This is a genomic window from Azonexus sp. (assembly GCF_049652925.1).
Lineage (GTDB): Bacteria > Pseudomonadota > Gammaproteobacteria > Burkholderiales > Rhodocyclaceae > Azonexus.
Window position 1 is genome coordinate 21,512 of record NZ_JBASFI010000034.1, and the last position, 16,528, is coordinate 38,039.

Genomic DNA, 16,528 nt, shown 5'->3' on the forward strand with positions numbered 1-16,528 from the left:
CCATTTTTGTTTCCGCTTGCGGGGTGCTTAGAAGTTGATGCCGACCTTGGCCATCAGCGCCCAGTTTTCGAAGCTGACGTTGTCGCTTTCGCTAGTATTCAGGTAGCGCAGGTCGAGGCCAGAGTAGTACAGGCCTTTGCGGTAATTGGCACCGACCACGGCGCCATAGCCGAACAGGCTCTTGTCGTTGCGGCCGTTGTCGGCCAGGACAACGCCGAGCACCGGGCCGGCGCCGACCGAGAAACCGCTGCCGAGCGGCACGGTGTAGCGCGGCGACAGTTCGAAGGAGGTGGCCTTCATGCCGGATTCGTCGGTGTGGTTGATCTGGACGTGGGTGCGGATACGGTTGTCCGGCGTCTGGATCAGGCCGCAGTTCATGTTGAAGTCGAGACCGTAGACGAACATTGAATCGTCGTTGGTAGCCGAGGCGCTCATGACGCCGGCGCTGACTGCCAGCGACGGCTCGGCTTTGAAACCCTTGTCGAGGCCGGGGAGAAACTTCAGGCCGTCAGCGTGGCTGGCCGTGGTGCCCAGCGCGAGGCCGGCGATGAGAAGGGTGGATGCGAGGCGAGTGATTTTCATGGTCTCTCCGGTTCGGTGGATATTGTCAAAGGCAGCGGCACAACGGCCAGGCTGCGGGCCGAACGACTATATCCGGCGGTATTGGGTTGGTCTGTGACCTAGGTCGCTTAGCCTCTTTTTTTGGTATTGCGATTGATCCGCTTGTATCAGTGGGGTGTCTTGGCTTCGACCTTGCTCATATAGGGCAGGCATTTCTCATTCAAGCCGATCAACCTCAACATGGAGCTATGCTAGCCTTCGCGTTCGAAACGAGCACATTTGACGATAGTGCTCTAAATTCAATCAAACCAGCCTAGCAAGAGGGTTAATTTGACTGCTGAAACCCAGATCAAATTTCGTGAATTCGGTGTCTCCGACCGGCATCTTTTGGCTGCGCTCGAAGGGGCTGGTCTTGGTGTCTGGGTTCATGAGCCGGCCACTGGCCGCATTCTCTGCAGCGAATATCTCTGTGCTCTGCTCGGCTACTCAATCGCCGAAGCCCCGATTACCCTTGCGGCGTGCATGGATCTTGTCCACCCAGAGGACCGGCAGGCCGTACAAACCATGGTCGCTACCGTCGAGGCAGCAGATGCGGACCGCACCGAGCTTGAGTTTCAGATTCGTCGCAATGACGGATCGTGGTCTCGAGTCTGTTTGCGCCTCTGCCAAGTCGATGCTCAGAGCAACGGAAGTGCCTTGGTTACCATCGGTACTATTGCAAGAATCGCCAATCGCCCCGCCTCTTCCTTCGGGGCGCACGCTGACGCGGCTGGCGGCGCAGTTGTCGCGCACAGCACGATCACCGAACAAAAACTGGCCGAGCAGGCCTTGCGAAGTCAGCTACAGCTAACCAGCGAGATCATCGACTCGGCGCCAGGCATCTTCTACCTGCTCGACGATGCCGGCCATATTCTGCGCTGGAACAAGAATCTGGAGACAGTTACTGGCTACGACGGCGAAGCTATTTCCAGGATGGGTCCACTGGCGTTTTTTGACCGGGGTGTTCAGCCGCAGGTAAGCAGGGCCATCGAAGAAACATTCATCAAGGGCGAGAACTTTCTTGATGCGCCCCTCCTGACGCGAGACGGCAGGCGTATTCCGCACTACTTCACCGGGCGCAGCGTCGAACTTGATGGCAAGCCATGCATCATTGGCTTTGGTGTCGATATTGCCGAACAGAAGCAGATTGCTATCGAACTTGAGCGCCACCGCAAGCACCTGCAGGATCTGGTTGATGAGCGAACCAGGCTGCTACAACATAACGAAGCCCGAATGCGCTCAATCCTCCAGGCCTCTCCGCTGGGTATCGGCGTTGTTGTCGAGCGCCAGTTGCGCGACGTCAATGAAGCGATGACCACTATCACCGGCTACTCGGCCGAGGAGCTGATCGGCCAATCGGCTCGCTTTCTCTATCCCTCGGATGCTGAGTTCAATCGCGTCGGAAAGGAAAAGTACGCACGGATCAGGTCGTGTGGCAGGGGTGTCATCGAAACCGTTTGGCGTCATAAATCGGGGGCCTTGCGGCATATTCTGTTGGCCTCGGCCTTGATTGATCCGGGAGATCCGGCGCTGAGTTGCAGCTTTACCGCTTTCGATATCACCGAACGCAAACTTGCCGAGCAAGCACTGGAAGCAAACGAGCGGTTTTTACGCTCTTTCACCGATGCGCTGCCCAGCATGGTGAGTCATTGGGACAAAACCTTGCATTGCTGTTTTGCCAACCGAGCCTATCTGGAATGGTTCGGCAAGACGCCCGAGCAAATGCAGGGCAAGTCGATCAGGGAGATGCTCGGTGAAAAGCTGTTCCTGTTCCAAAAGGCGGATATTGAAGCGGCAATCGGTGGGGAGCATCGGCAATTTGAGCGCACCCTGAAAAAGCCCTCCGGTGAAATCGGCCATCTTCTTGTCGAGTACATTCCTGCGCGTGCCGGCAACGAGGTTACCGGCTTCTATGCCGTGATTACCGACGTCACCATGGTCAAGCGTGCCGAGGCCAAGCTGGAAGAGTCGCAGCAGGCGCTGCGGCAAATCCTGATTCGGCAGGACCAGATTCGGGAGAATGAACGGAACCATCTCGCCCGCGAGCTGCATGATGAATTGGGCCAATTGTTGACTGGCATGAATTTCATGGTGTCAGCCCTGCAACTCACCTCCGACATGACGACCAGCCAGGCCAACCAGATCGCACTGGAAATGCAGGGCTATCTTGACTTGACTCAGACCGTGCTGCGCCGGATTACGCGCGATCTGCATCCGGCTCAACTGGAACGTGGCCTGCTACCGGCCCTTGAAGTACTGGCTACAGATTTCTATGGTCGTAGCGGTGTCGCCTGCCGCCTGACCTTGAGCGGACCGGATCCGCAACTCAATGGAAGCTATGCAGCATCGATCTTTCGGATTGTCCAGGAGTCGCTCACCAATGTTGCCCGCCATGCCCATGCGCAATCAGTTTCAGTGCACATCGAGTCGACAGCCGAGTCTCTGAACCTCAAAATAGCAGATGACGGTCTGGGCTTTGATAGTGCCTTGCTCGGCGCCAACGACCAATCCTTTGGCCTGATCGGCATGCAGGAGCGCACTGCCATGCTCGGCGCTACACTGAAAATCATCTCGGCGCTCGGCAAGGGAACCGTTATCGCGGTAGAGATACCGATCAAACGGAAAACAACAACGTGAAGAAAATTCGCCTCTGGATTGCCGATGACCATCTGATTGTGCGCAAGGGGCTGGGGCATATCGTTGGGACCTGTCCGGAGTTTGTAGTCGCCGGAGAAAGCGAAGATGGCGCCGGCACTGTCCTCGCCGTCAAGAAAAAAAACCTTGACCTGCTGCTGCTCGATCTTTCCATGCCGGATGGCGGTATTGGCCTGATCAGCGAGCTACGCAGCAGCCAGCCAACGCTGCCGATTCTGGTGCTTACCATGCACAGCGAACCGCATCTCGCCGCCCGGGCGATCCAGGCTGGTGCCACCGGTTTTGTCACCAAGGATGCCGGTGCCGAAATATTGCTGGTGGCCATTCGCACGGTTGCAGCGGGTGGGCGCTATATGGATCCGCGCCTTACCAATGCCTTGCTCTTCGAGCGTCTCGACAACAGCGAGCCTCTACCGGAAGTGCTTTCGCCGCGGGAACGATCCATTCTGGAACATCTGGCGCGGGGCGCCAATATCAAGGAAATCGCCGCGCAGTTCGGGCGCAGCGCCAAGACGGTCAGCGTTCAGAAGAGCCGCCTGATGCGCAAACTCAGGCTGGAGAATAATGTCGAGTTGTTTGATTATGCAAAGCGCCACGGCTTTGGTCATTTGTAAGATCAGGCCAGGGAAATTGAGATACTTAATACGAAAGTAATAATAGGCTTGAAGTAAGGTAATCTTTACACTAGAGTAGGCTTATCGTAACGATTTGCAGATTTTCATAGCCATGCCTACCCACTGGCGATTCAAACTTCTGGGCGCCAGGTCACGGGTTGCCACAGCCTTTTCACGGTATCTCCGCTTTCTGCCGTTGACCGTTGCCAGCCTTGCCTTGCTCGCACTTGGCATACATCACCAGCCGGGTGAGGTTGTGGTGATTGTTGGCATCGTTGTTCTGGCCAGCTTTGGTGCGCAGATCTGGATGCTTCGCAATGCGGCCTACCAGAAAGCACTTCTTAGTGCCGATGCCTCGCTGCGCCAAGGCGAAGAGTTGACCCACGCCATCATCGAGTCGCTGGGCCATGCCGTTGTGGTGATTGATGCTAACGGCACGATCTGTCATACCAACCGCGCCTGGCAGGACTTTGCCGCGGCCAACGGTGGCGACGAGGCTACCCGGAACGCTTGCGGCGTCAATTATCTGGCGGTATGCAGCCGAGCTGTGGATTCAGATAGTCAGGCGGTCGCGGTGCGCCGTGGCATAGAAGGCGTTCTGGACGGCAGCAGCCCTTCCTTCTCGCTGGAATACGCTTGCCATTCGCCTGAGCGGGAGCGCTGGTTCAACATGCTGGTAACGCCGCTGGCTGATGGCAACGGGGCGGTGATCAGCCATATCGATATTTCTGAGCGCAAGGCCACTGAAGCGGCGGTGGAGCGTGACCGGGAACAGCAGTCAGTGCTGCGCAGCCTGATCGAAACCACCGTCTCCGGCGCCTCCATGGAAGAGACTCTGCAACGCTGCCTTGACCAATTGCTGGCCATACCCTGGCTTGCCACACAACCCCGGGGTGGCATTCATCTGGCCGCCGAAAACAAGGCGGGGCTGACCTTAAGCGTATCTCGCAACCTGCCGCCGGGGATACTTTCCCGATGCCATCATCTGCCGCTTGATCGCTGCCTCTGTGGCCGCGCCGCTGCCAGTCGACAGGTGGTATTCGCCAGCCACATCGATGACAGACACGAGATTGCCTACAAGGATATTGCCGACCACAGTCAGTATTGTCAGCCGCTGTTGGCCGCGGACGAAATGCTGGGTGTCCTTTTCCTCTACCTCCCGGCTGATAGCCAGCGTACCAGTGTTGCAGAAACTTTTCTCAGCGCGGCAGCTGGGATTATCGCTGCCTTTATCAAACGCAAACGGACCGAAGAAACCCTCGCCAAACTGTCACTGGCGGTCGAACAAAGTTCAAATGCCATCGTTATTACCAACACGGCGGCGGAGATTGAGTTTGTTAACGATGCCTTCTGCAATATCACCGGTTATCGCCCGGAAGAGATTAAAGGACGCAACCCCAGCCTGCTCAACTCGGGACAAACTCCTCCGGAAATCTTCGCTATTCTTTGGCAAACGCTGAAGGCAGGAAAGTCATGGCGCGGCGAGGTGATCAACCGGCGCAAGGATGGCAGCATTTTTACGGCTTACCAGAGCATTTCTCCGCTGCGTCAGGGTGATGGCAATGTCAGCCATTACGTTTCGCTTTTTGAAGACATCACCGAGCGCAAACGTGTTTCGAACGAACTGGAACTCCATCGTCACCATCTGGAAGAACTCGTTTGCCAACGTACGGCAGAGCTGGAAAAGCTCAATCAGGCATTGGTTACCAAAGAAAAATTCATTCACACGATTACCGACAATGTGCCGGCTATGGTGAGTTATTGGGACGGCGATTTGCGTTGCCGTTTTGCCAATGCCGCCTACATGGTCTGGTTCAATAAAAAGCCGGAGGAGATGCTCGACATCACTGTGCGGGAGTTGCTCGGTGACGAGCTTTTCCGAAAAAGCGAACCGTTCTTGCAGGCGGCATTGCGGGGGCAACGTCAGGAGTTTGAGCGATCATCGACCAAAGTCGATGGTTCGACCGCTTACAACCTGGTGACCTACATTCCGGACGTTGTCGCCGGTCAGGTCCAGGGTATCTACCTGTTTGCCAGCGACATCACGGCACTGAAAGAAACCCAGATCACACTTGGCATACGCAGCGCCGATCTGGAGCGGGCTCAGGCTATTTCGCATCTCGGCAGTTGGCATCTGGATGCCAGGCAGGACAAACTCTCCTGGTCAAATGAGAGCTATCGCATTTTCGGTATTTCCCCGGATACATCGATGACGCTCTCCGGTTTTGTCGAATGCGTCCATCCGGAAGACCGCGAGCGGGTAATGACTGCCTGGCAAGCTGCTCAAGATGGTCAGCCCTACGATATTGAACATCGCATTGTGGCCAACGGTGAAATCAAGTGGGTCCGTGAACGGGCTGAACTGCATCTGGATGAGAACGGAGAGTTGATCGCGGCTCATGGTGTCGTTCAGGATATCAACGAGCTCAAAAATGCAGAACATGCCACCCTGCAGGCGTTAGCCGAAGCCAAGCGCCTGGCGCTAGCCAAGAGCGAATTTCTCGCCAACATGAGCCACGAGATTCGGACACCGATGAATGCCGTGCTCGGCCTGGCGCAAACGGGCGTCCGCGATAACGTGGGGCGCAAGGCGCAAGTCAATTTTCAGCGCATTCTCGACTCGGGCAAACATCTGCTCAGCGTGGTCAACGACGTTCTTGACTACTCGAAGATCGAGTCGGGAAAACTGACTGTTGAGCAGGCCACTTTCAAACTTGGCGAGACGATTGACCGGGTTGTCGATCTCACCGCCGAGCGCGCTTACAGTAAGGGTTTACTGTTCAGGGTGAGCGAGGATCCCGATCTGCCATTGGAGGTTTCGGGCGATACCACGCGTTTGAATCAGGTACTGCTTAATCTTCTCTCGAATGCGATCAAATTCACCGAGCGGGGCATCGTCAGTCTCTCCGTCACGCGAGCCGGCACCGACATCAGTTTTCGGGTCAGTGATAGCGGCATCGGCATGAACGAGGATCAGATTGAGCGCCTATTCACGCCTTTTGAGCAAGCTGATCCTTCAACCACGCGGCGCTTTGGGGGTACCGGCCTAGGCCTCGCAATCAGCGCCCGGCTAGTGGAGGCCATGGGTGGCAAGATCGTGGTTGAAAGTCGCCCCGGCGTCGGCTCATCGTTCGAGTTGCAGCTGCCGATTGCCTTGCTGGATAGTCCTGAGGCAGTCGTCTCCAAGTGCTACACACGGGTTCGTCAGGTGGGACTCAACAGTGTGGAATGCGGCTGGCTGACGGACGATCTGGAGAAGTATGGAGTCACTGTTGAAAAAGCCGACGTTTCCGGGGCGTTTTCCTTGCCATCGCCGGATCTGCTGCTGTTCGCCGAGGAAGCACTGGAAAAGCACTGCGTGACCCCGCCGCCGGATTCGCTTCGGCCCATCGTGCTGACCACCCCTGGAACCCAGAACGACCGGCCATGCGCGCTGAGTGACCATGCTATTACTATCCAGCGGCCGTTGCGCCTGCGTCATCTGCTGAGTGAGTTTGAGCAAAGCCAATCAGGGCATGGCGATTTTTCATCGGTTGCACGCTTGATCGGAATCAGCATTCTGGCCGCTGATGACCATGAACTGAATCGGATTGTCCTTGAGGAAATTCTGAGCAACGAAGGGGCCCGGACAACGTTTGTGGTCAACGGCCGCGAGGCGGTAGATCAGGTAGAAGACCATCCGCGCGCATTTGATCTGGTGCTGATGGATGTTCAAATGCCGCTCATGGATGGTCACGAGGCCACGCGGCGGATTCATGAAATAGCACCGACGCTGCCGGTCATCGGTCTCACCGCCCATGCCCTAGGCGAAGAGCGTGACAAGTGTCTCGCTGCCGGCATGGTCGAGCACATCACCAAGCCGATCGACATCGACCATCTGGTCACCGCGATTCTCCGGCAACTCAGAAAAAAAGAGGCGCCGGTGAGCGTCGACCGTGGCAATCAGGCACTACCCGGCATCAGCGAAAGCGACACTACCTCAATCAACTGGCCGGCACTTGCCGCACGCTTCAACCATCGTCAGGCTTTTATCGAAAAACTGTTGGCAACCGTCAAGCAATCGCTGGCCGAGATTCCCGCCAAATTACGTGATGCCGTCAATCGGGAGGATTTCCAGACGCTGGCTTTCATGACGCATACGCTGAAAGGGACGAGCGGCAACATTCGCGCCGATGCACTCTACCAATTGGCCAAGCAAGCGGACGACAGTGCCCGTCATGGTCGTCCCGAGGCATTGGCTCTGGCGATGCAAACGGCAGACGCCCTCGAAGAAATCCTTCGCGCCCTGAATGATGAGAACATGCCGCGCGAACTCGCGTCGCAACTGAAAAGCAGCGAATAAATATCAGGCTCGCCTCTTATGACGAGGCAGGTGGTGCCTATTTTTTTAGCAGCGCTTCCTGTGCCGCATCCAGATCGACTTTCCGGATCAAGCCCATTTTTTTCTGGATCACGTTGCCGTTGCGGTCGATGAACAGCGTGTAGGGCAGGCCGGCCTTGGTGTTGCCGAGGGTTTGCATGAGCGGGATACCCTTTTCCTTGGCGATGAACACCGGGTAATCCATCTCGTAGGCCTTGGCGAAGTCCCTGGCCGGTTCTGCCTTGTCCTCGATGCCGATGCCGAGCACTTCGATCTTGCCCTTGTTGGCCGCGCGGAACTTGATCAGCTCGGGGATTTCAGCCCGGCAGGGGCCACACCAACGAGCCCAGAAATTGACGACGAGCGGTTTGCCCCTGTAGCGCTCCAAGGCCACCGGCTTGTCGTCAAGATCGTTGAGCGTCGCGGCGAAGAGGGGGGCGGATGAGGTTTGGTCGTCTGCTACGGTCAACCCGGAAAAAAGGCCAAAAATCAAAAGCGCAAACAGCTTCTTCAAGGCAAGTCACCACGGCGGAAAATGAAGTAGCCGATGGTAGCACTGACCATGCCGAGCGCCGCCGGGTAGACCAGCGCGAAGACTTTGTAGCCGGCCGTGCCGAACAGGTCGAGGATGACGTAGGCGGACGGGCCGAGGACAATCAGTTGTGGATCAAATAGCGCCAGCGCCGCAGTGCGGAAAACCTGCAGCGGGTTGGCCAGGGCCAGCGTGACGGCGAGTTCAGGCGCCACCTTGCCCTGGATCATGACGCCGAGGAGGATCAGGTCGAGGAAAAGCAGCAGGAAGAGCCAGACCATGAAGGCGGCGCCCTGCGCCATGTCGGTGGTGCGCGCGATGGCCGAGATGAGCATGCCGATGCCGAGGAAGCACATGGCCATGACGGCGAGCAGGGCGGTGTAGTAGCCGAACATGTCCCACGGCACCTCGATGCCCTGGATGGTCGCCCAGATCACGGCGCCGAGCATGGCCAGGAAAACCGGCGCAAAGACGACGATGTAGCGGCCGACGATCTTGCCCCAGAACCACGCGGAGAGCGACACCGGCAGCGAGAGCAGGTATTCGAACACACCGGCCTCGCGGTCGCCGGCGACCGAACGGACGGTGGTGATCAGCACGAAAATGGGCAGGATGGCCATGGTCAGCTGGATGTAGGTGACGAGCAGGCGGGACAGGCCGATGAAGCCGAGGACGCGCGATTCGGTCAGGCCGAAGAGGAAGAGCAGCGCGACGATGCCGCCGAAGACCAGCGTGTAGATCTGGAACCAGCGGGCGCGCAGGGATTCGACGATATCGAGTTTGGCGGTCAGCCACAGTTGTTTCATTTGCTTATTTACCTTTGGCCAGCGTGTGCTGGCGCATGTCGGTGAAATCGAGGCTGCCCGGCATCGGCATCGATACGGCAGCGAAGTTGTAGCCCATCGGCGATGTCTTGGTGATGAAATGGGCGCGCTTGGGGTCGAGCCAGGTCATTTCGTCACGGCTCTTGCTGCTGAAGTCGGCCACCCACATGCGGGTGGCGGCATCGGTCATCCACGGGTATTTGTCGGCTTTTTCCTTGAGCCAGAAGGCGAGGCACCCAGGGTCGTCGAACTTGAAAACGGTGTTGTTCGGGCCGCCGCGCATCTCGGCGGCAAAGCGGCGGTCGGAAATGACCATGCTGCACCGCACGCAGGTGTCGCGGTCCCACTTGATCTCGGCCATGCTCTCCGGCCAGTTACCCTTGCTGCCGCAGGCCGCGAGGGGCGTCAGCAACAGGCCACCGAGTCCCAAACGGCCGATAAATTCACGGCGATGCTGGTCGCACATGTTCAGCTTTCGGACAGCGACAGCTCGCTGACCAGCGCCGTGTAGCGGGAAATGATGCCAAGGAAGCGCAGGCGGTCGGGGCCGGCGATCTCGCCTTCCCAGATGCGGTTGTCGTCGCGGCTGGCGAATTTCCAGCCATCGAGTGCCTTGGCGAAGGCCGGCTCGAAGCGGCTGAGCACGATGCGGCAGGCCAACCGGGCGGTCAGCGTCACGGCATCGGCGACCTTGTCGTCGAGGACAATCTTGCCCATATCCATTTCGATGACGCGATTGACCAGCGCTGAAACCTCGTCGAGGCGGTGGCTGGAGATGATCATCGTTGCGTCGTCGAGGCGTTCGGCCAGCAGGTCGAAGAAAATCTTGCGCGCTTCAGGGTCGAGGTTGGCAGCCGGTTCGTCCATGACCAAGACCTTGGCCTCACGACCAAGCGCGATGGCGATCAGCAGCTTCTGCTTCATGCCGCCCGACAGGCGAACGAACTGGCGGGAGAGGATTTCATCGACGTTAAGCCCGAGGCGCCTGGCGATGGCGTGGATGCGCTGCGGGTCGGTGCCGCACAGCGAAGCAGAAAAATTGATCAGCTGGCCGACCGGCATCTTGAGCGGTGGCGGCAGTTGCGGCACGAAGCCGATATTGCCCAGAACTTCGGTGCGGTTGCCGCGCGGATCGAGGCCATTGATGGCGACCTCTCCGTCGTGCGTGTATTCGCCGAGCAGGCAGCGGATCAGCGTGGTCTTGCCGGCGCCGTTCGAGCCGATCAGCGCGACGCGTTCGCCGATACCGATGTCGAGGCTAATGCCATCGAGCACCCGGGCTTTGCGGAAGGTCTTGGCGATGTTCTTGAACTGGATCATGCCGCCGATTATAGGCAGGGCAAGGAAATCGTCTTTGAACCTGAATCAAAAAAATGCGCGGCGCCGGGACGAGGAATGAAAGAGCGACGAGCGCAGGACGATAATTGAATATTAGCCATTGTTCGTATTATTACTTTTGTCGTAATTGCATGGTTTGAGTGCCTCTGTTATGGTTGAAAAATTCCGAAAAGTTCAAAAATATGAAAAATAATCAGCCGGTTTTTGATCGTGAATACGCTATCCGTCCGGAGTGCAGCATCATCAGCCGGACCGATGAAAAAGGCCTGATCACCTACGTCAATGATGATTTCGTCGAAGCCGCCGGCTTTTGCCGCGAGGAATTGATCGGTCAACCCCACAACATCGTTCGCCATCCGGATATGCCAGCCGAGGCATTTCGCGACATGTGGGCTACGCTCGAGCGGGGAAAGCCATGGGGAGGCGTCGTCAAGAACCGGCGCCAGGACGGCAGTTTCTACTGGGTCAAGGCGATGGCCACGCCGCTGTCTTCGGGCGGCTACATGTCGGTACGGACCACGGCGAGCGCCGCCGAGATTCGCGCCGCGAGCGCCCTGTATGAGCAAATGCGCCGTGATTCGACCTTGCTGCTCGAACAGGGGAGCATCCGTGGCGGGCTGTTGAAACGGCTGTTCCGGCGGCTCAACGATATCGATCTGAGCAAGCGGCTGTGGCTGTCGACGCTGGCGTCCATCGTCATTGTCTGCCTGAGTCTCGGGTTGGGTCTGCAGGTTGTCGCAGCCGTGCCAGTTTCGACCCTGACACCGGAGGTCGCCGGGCGCATTGCCGGCCTGCATCAGGCCATGTTGATCATTGGCGGGCTGACCCTGCTCGCCTGGCCGCCGCTGGCCTGGGTGATCATTCGCGAATTCAACCGGCCGGTCAGTGCCGCCATCGATGCCGCCCGGCGCATGGCGGCCATGGATCTCAGCCAGCCGATTCCCGTGCATGGCGATGACGAAGTCGGCCAATTGCTGGCACAACTTGCCATCATGCGCAATCATTTCCAGGAAATGGCCGCCATGCTCCGTCAGAGCACGGCCAAGCTCGACACGATGGCCCGGCGTCTCGCCGATTCGAGCCAGGCGTCGGCGAGTGCGGCATCCGCCCAATCGGAAGTGGCTACCAACATGGCCGCTTCGGTCGAGGAATTGTCGGTGTCGATTGACCATGTCACCGAGTTTTCAACCGAGGCGGATACGCTCTCCCGTGCCTCAGGCAGCGCCTCGCGCGAAGGCGGCGGCGTCATCCAGCGCGCCGCGAATGAAATGACCCACATTGCCGATACGGTAAACGGCTCGGCGACGGCCATTCGCGAACTCGAATCCTATACGGTCGAGATCTCGACCATCGTCAACGTCATCAAGGAGATCGCCGACCAGACCAACCTGCTGGCCCTCAATGCCGCCATCGAGGCGGCACGCGCTGGTGAGCAGGGGCGCGGTTTTGCCGTGGTCGCCGATGAGGTGCGTAAGCTGGCGGAACGTACTGCCTCGTCGACCAAGGAAATCGCCGGCATGATCGATAAAGTGCAGGCCAGTTCCCGCCACGCCGTTGCCGAAATGGAAAACAGCGTCGAGCAGGTCCAGTCCGGTGTCGATCTGGCTCATCAGGCCGAGCAGTCGATTGGAACGATTCAGGTTAGTTCGGGGCAGGTGGCCGAGGCGGTCAATGAAATTTCCCTGGCGATCCGCGAGCAGAGCACGGCCGCCCGCGAGATTGCCCAGAACGTCGAGCGCGTCGCCCAGATGACCGAGCAGGGATCGCATGCCAGTCAGGCGGCGGCTTCGCTGGCCGGTGAGGTCAATGAGCTGTCCGGCGAGTTACGGCGGCTGGCTGAGACGTTCAGGATCTGACGGGCGTGAGTTCCACGGTCAACCGGAAATAACGGCCAAAATTCAAATCGGCTTGGACAGCCATTTGAACAGGGTGGCAAATAGCTGTTCGGGATCAACCGGCTTGCTAATATGGTCGTTCATGCCGGCGTCTATGCATTTTTGCCGGTCGCCGGTGAAGGCATTCGCCGTCAGGGCCAGAATCGGAACAGCTTCCCGGCCCGGCAGGGCGCGGATGATCTGCGATGCTTCGATGCCGTTCATTTTTGGCATTTGCAGGTCGAGCAGGATCAGATCGTAGGCGGTGCGCCTGGCCAGTTCGACCGCCTCGACACCATCCTCGGCGAGATCGACGACAAGGCCAGCCGATTCAAGCAATTCGCGCGAAACCTCTTGGTTGATCGGCTCGTCTTCGGCGAGCAGGATGCGCGCCCCGGCGTAGTCAGCCTTCAGCATTTCTTCGGACAGGTTGGCTGAGGCAGGCCGTACCGGCTCAAGCTTGGCGGTCGACTTTTTCAGCCTGGCCGTGAACCAGAATGTGCTGCCTGACCCGGGCTGGCTGTCGACGCCGATGCTACCGCCCATCACCGCCGCCAGGCGCTTGCTGATGGCCAGCCCCAGTCCGGTGCCGCCATATTTGCGGGTCATCGAATTGTCGGATTGCTCGAAAGCCTGGAACAGCCGGGCCTGATCCTCGGCCGATATGCCGATTCCGGTGTCGGACACGGCGCAGCGAATGACGATGTCTTCATTCGTCTCTTCGGTGACCGAGACATCGAGGCTGACCGAGCCCTCGTTGGTGAACTTGATGGCGTTGCTGGCCAGATTGAGGAGTATCTGACCCAGGCGTAAGGGATCTCCGCTGAGCCGCTGGCGGGCTAGGTCGGGCGCGATGTCGATGCTGAACGTCAGCCCTTTTGCCATGGCGGCCGGGAGGACCAGATTGCTCAGGTTTTCGAGCGGTGTCGCCAAGGTGAAATCGATGGCATCGAGACTCAGCCGGTCGGCTTCAATCTTGGAAATGTCGAGGATGTCATTGATGACCTGCAGCAGATGGTGAGAGGCCTGGGTGACTTTGGCGAGCTGGTCACGCAACTTGGGATCGGTTGCGTTTCTCAATGCCAGACCGGTCATGCCCATGATGGCGTTCATCGGCGTTCGCAATTCGTGGCTCATGTTGGCGAGGAAAGTACTCTTGGCGCGGCTGGCCGCTTCGGCCGCTTCCTTGGCAATCGACAGCGCGGCGGTGCGTTGCTCGACGAGTTCTTCGAGGTGATCGCGGTGGCGCCTGAGTTCTGCCTCGGTGTTCTTGCGTTCGGTGATTTCCCGGGTGATGCCGTGATAACCGATGATCTTCCCGGTGATGTCGATTTCTGGTTTTGACAGGATTTCTCCCCAGACCAGATGACCATCCTTGCAGCGATGCAGCGCCTCGAAGGTGATCGACCCGAGCGGAACCCCCTGTTGCAGCATTTCCTGGCGCTGCTGCATGATGCTGCTGACCGTGGCCCGCCCCTCTTCATTGAAAAGTGAAAAGATGTGCTGCCCAATGACCTCGTCGGGGCGAAAGCCGCGAATTCGCTCGTCCGATGGACTGATGTAGGTGATGATGAAATTGCTGTCGGTTTTCCAGACGACATCCTGCACATCCTCGGTCAGCAACCGGTAGTGGGCTTCACTGCGTTGGAGTCTTTCCTCGGCCAGTTTTTTCTCGAGGGCAATGCTGGCCAGGCGGGCACATTGCTCGATGAGGTAGATGTCGTAGTCAGCCGGCGTGTGCGGCTGGCGGTGGTAGATGGCGAAGGTGCCGAGCACCCGGCCATCCGAGGCGAGGATGGGTTGCGACCAGCAGGCACCGAGTCCGGCGCTGGCGGCCAGTTCCTTGTAGGGCACCCAGTAGGGATGCGTTGCGATATCCTCGACGATGACGCGCTGTCCCGTGAAGGCGGACGTGCCGCAAGAGCCGACGCCCATGCCGATGGCAAGGCCTTCGAGGGCCTTGTTGTAGAAGTTGGGGAGGCTGGGCGCGATGCCCTTCTCGATGTGCGTTCCTTCGCTGTCGAGCAGGATGATGCTGCACAGCATCGCCGGATAGAGTTGCTCTGCTCCGCGCACGAGGGCTTCAAGCACATCGGGGAGCGGTTCGCCGCCGGCCAGAAGCTCCAGAACATGGGTGCGGAACAGGTCGTGCCGTTCGGCGCGTTTCGTCTCGCTGATGTCGATGAGGGTGCAAATGACCTGGCGCAGGCTGCCATCAGCCGCCAGATCCGGCTTGGCGCTGAGTAGTAGCCAGGCACGGTCATGGCTGGTCGGGCGGTAAATGCCCATCACGACGTTTTCGACGGGCAGTCCTGTGGCGATTGCTTGCGGCACCGGATGCTCGGGGCCGGGGAAGGGCGAGCCATCTTCGTGAATGACATTCCAGTCCGGATCGAAGCTGGTCTTGCCGAGTAATTGGCTTTCTTCGAACCCGAGCAGCTCAAGCGCAGTCCGGTTGCACTGGAGAATTTCTGAAGTGGGTGACTGGATAAGGACGCCGACCTGAAGGTCGGCTACCAGGCGGCGATAGTCTTCCCGGCTTTCCTGCAGGGCGGATTCGCGATGAATCAGACTTTCGAGCAGACGATTGAAACCACCGATCAGTTCGCCGATTTCATCCTGCCGGTCCACCGGCAATAGTTGGGGCGGCTGGCTTGCATTGGACAGTGTGGTCAGTGCCTTGGTCGCAGCAATCATCGGCGCAAACTGCCGCCGCAACATCCACGCCGTCATCCACCAGACTAGGGCGCCGGCCAGCAGGGTAAGCAGGCCGGTGGCAAGCAGGATGCGCTGACGCATGGCGGTGATCGAGGCAAAGGCTGCTTCGGTGGGGAGCGCGGATACGATGAACCAGCCGGCCACCGGGATGCTCTTGGCCGCCGACAACTCCTCGACCCCCCGCGAGCTGACGGCAATGCCATAGCCTTCAAATCCCTGCACATACCGGTCGTGCATCTTGTTCACCCCGGGCGACGGGGCTGCCTGCATGATTCGGCTCTTGTCGGTGGCGGTCACGATCAACTGATGTTGCGGCGCAATCACCAGGTAGCCACCGGTTTTGCTGAAACGGCTTGACGTCACCCGGTCGAGGAAATTGGGCTTGCCGAGGTTGATCGCCCCGACCAGTGCGCCGATGACCTGAGCCTTGCCATCGCGAATGGGCACCGCCATGCCAATGACCGGGGCCTGCAAAACCCGGCCGAGCACCGGGCGACCAATGGTCGATTTGCCTTCCTTGAGGGCGCCGATCATGTAGTCGCGATCGATGTAACTAGTGCTCACCCGCTCATCGGAATAGGGCACGGAGGCGACTGCCAGTGCATCCGGTCCGGCGATACGGACGCCACCGTTGAACATGAGTTGCAGAATCGGGCGCTGTTCGAGAAATGCCTGCAGGCTGTCAGCCTTGTTCAGCATACCCGGCGTAATTTCGGATGCGACTTTCTCCAGGCCCTTCAAACGCTCTTCCAGCTCGGAATTCACTTGTGCGGCAACCAGATTGACGGTTGCAAACTGCTGTTCGCCCAGTTGGTGTTGCATGTCTTCGCGCAGCATCCGACTGGCGTAGAAGGCCAACGACCAGATGCCGATCAAAAAGACGGCCAGCGTAAAGAGGGTCAGTCTGGTCTTGAGCGAGGTCTTCCGGAAGAGGTTCAAGCTCATGCATGGGCCTTCAGGTGGCGAAAGTGAGTTCAGATATTTTTCTGAACTTTATCACTTTTGGCATCCCT

Annotated in this window: 10 protein-coding genes; 4 read left to right on the forward strand and 6 right to left on the reverse strand. The window is 58.6% G+C overall.

The genetic code is table 11. The features are described 5' to 3' along the window. Positions 1-27: 27 nt before the first annotated feature. Positions 28-582 carry a hypothetical protein gene (locus WBK19_RS16545; protein WP_511291668.1) on the reverse strand — a complete coding sequence of 185 codons (555 nt, stop codon included), beginning with the start codon at positions 580-582 and terminating at the stop codon, positions 28-30. A gap of 309 nt (positions 583-891) precedes the next feature. Between WBK19_RS16545 and WBK19_RS16550 the strand changes: the two genes are divergently transcribed. The 3 genes from WBK19_RS16550 (at position 892) to WBK19_RS16560 (ending at position 8,211) form a co-directional block, all read left to right on the forward strand. Next, positions 892-3,237, forward strand: a complete 2,346-nt coding sequence (locus WBK19_RS16550; RefSeq protein ID WP_511291670.1) for a PAS domain-containing sensor histidine kinase — start codon at positions 892-894, stop codon at positions 3,235-3,237. Continuing rightward, the gene (locus tag WBK19_RS16555; protein WP_511291672.1) at positions 3,234-3,869 is read left to right on the forward strand and encodes a response regulator; all 636 of its coding nucleotides are present in this window, start codon (positions 3,234-3,236) and stop codon (positions 3,867-3,869) included. The genes WBK19_RS16550 and WBK19_RS16555 overlap by 4 nt, the downstream gene beginning before the upstream one ends. Positions 3,870-3,981: 112 nt before the next feature. Then, a complete protein-coding gene (locus tag WBK19_RS16560; RefSeq protein WP_511291674.1) occupies positions 3,982-8,211 on the forward strand; it encodes a PAS domain S-box protein in 4,230 nt (1,409 codons plus the stop codon). A gap of 37 nt (positions 8,212-8,248) precedes the next feature. Here the strand turns inward: WBK19_RS16560 and WBK19_RS16565 are convergent, their stop codons facing one another. The 4 genes from WBK19_RS16565 to WBK19_RS16580 are packed head-to-tail and all read right to left on the reverse strand — an operon-like array spanning position 8,249 to position 10,905. Continuing rightward, positions 8,249-8,743 (reverse strand): TlpA family protein disulfide reductase, encoded by a 495-nt coding sequence (locus WBK19_RS16565; RefSeq protein ID WP_511291676.1) that lies wholly within the window; start codon positions 8,741-8,743, stop codon positions 8,249-8,251. Further along, the gene (locus tag WBK19_RS16570) at positions 8,740-9,567 is read right to left on the reverse strand and encodes an ABC transporter permease (protein WP_511291678.1); all 828 of its coding nucleotides are present in this window, start codon (positions 9,565-9,567) and stop codon (positions 8,740-8,742) included. The genes WBK19_RS16565 and WBK19_RS16570 overlap by 4 nt, the downstream gene beginning before the upstream one ends. A gap of 4 nt (positions 9,568-9,571) precedes the next feature. Further along, the gene (locus WBK19_RS16575; protein WP_511291680.1) at positions 9,572-10,051 is read right to left on the reverse strand and encodes a hypothetical protein; all 480 of its coding nucleotides are present in this window, start codon (positions 10,049-10,051) and stop codon (positions 9,572-9,574) included. Positions 10,052-10,053: 2 nt separating this feature from the next. Further along, positions 10,054-10,905 (reverse strand): ABC transporter ATP-binding protein, encoded by an 852-nt coding sequence (locus tag WBK19_RS16580; protein WP_511291682.1) that lies wholly within the window; start codon positions 10,903-10,905, stop codon positions 10,054-10,056. A gap of 200 nt (positions 10,906-11,105) precedes the next feature. Here WBK19_RS16580 and WBK19_RS16585 point away from each other — a divergent pair, with 200 nt between their 5' ends. Then, positions 11,106-12,779, forward strand: a complete 1,674-nt coding sequence (locus tag WBK19_RS16585; protein WP_511291684.1) for a methyl-accepting chemotaxis protein — start codon at positions 11,106-11,108, stop codon at positions 12,777-12,779. 42 nt (positions 12,780-12,821) lie between these two features. Here WBK19_RS16585 and WBK19_RS16590 read toward each other — a convergent pair whose 3' ends face one another. Further along, entirely contained in the window at positions 12,822-16,460 is a 3,639-nt protein-coding gene (locus WBK19_RS16590) for a PAS domain S-box protein (protein WP_511291686.1), read from the reverse strand. Positions 16,461-16,528 lie beyond the last annotated feature (68 nt).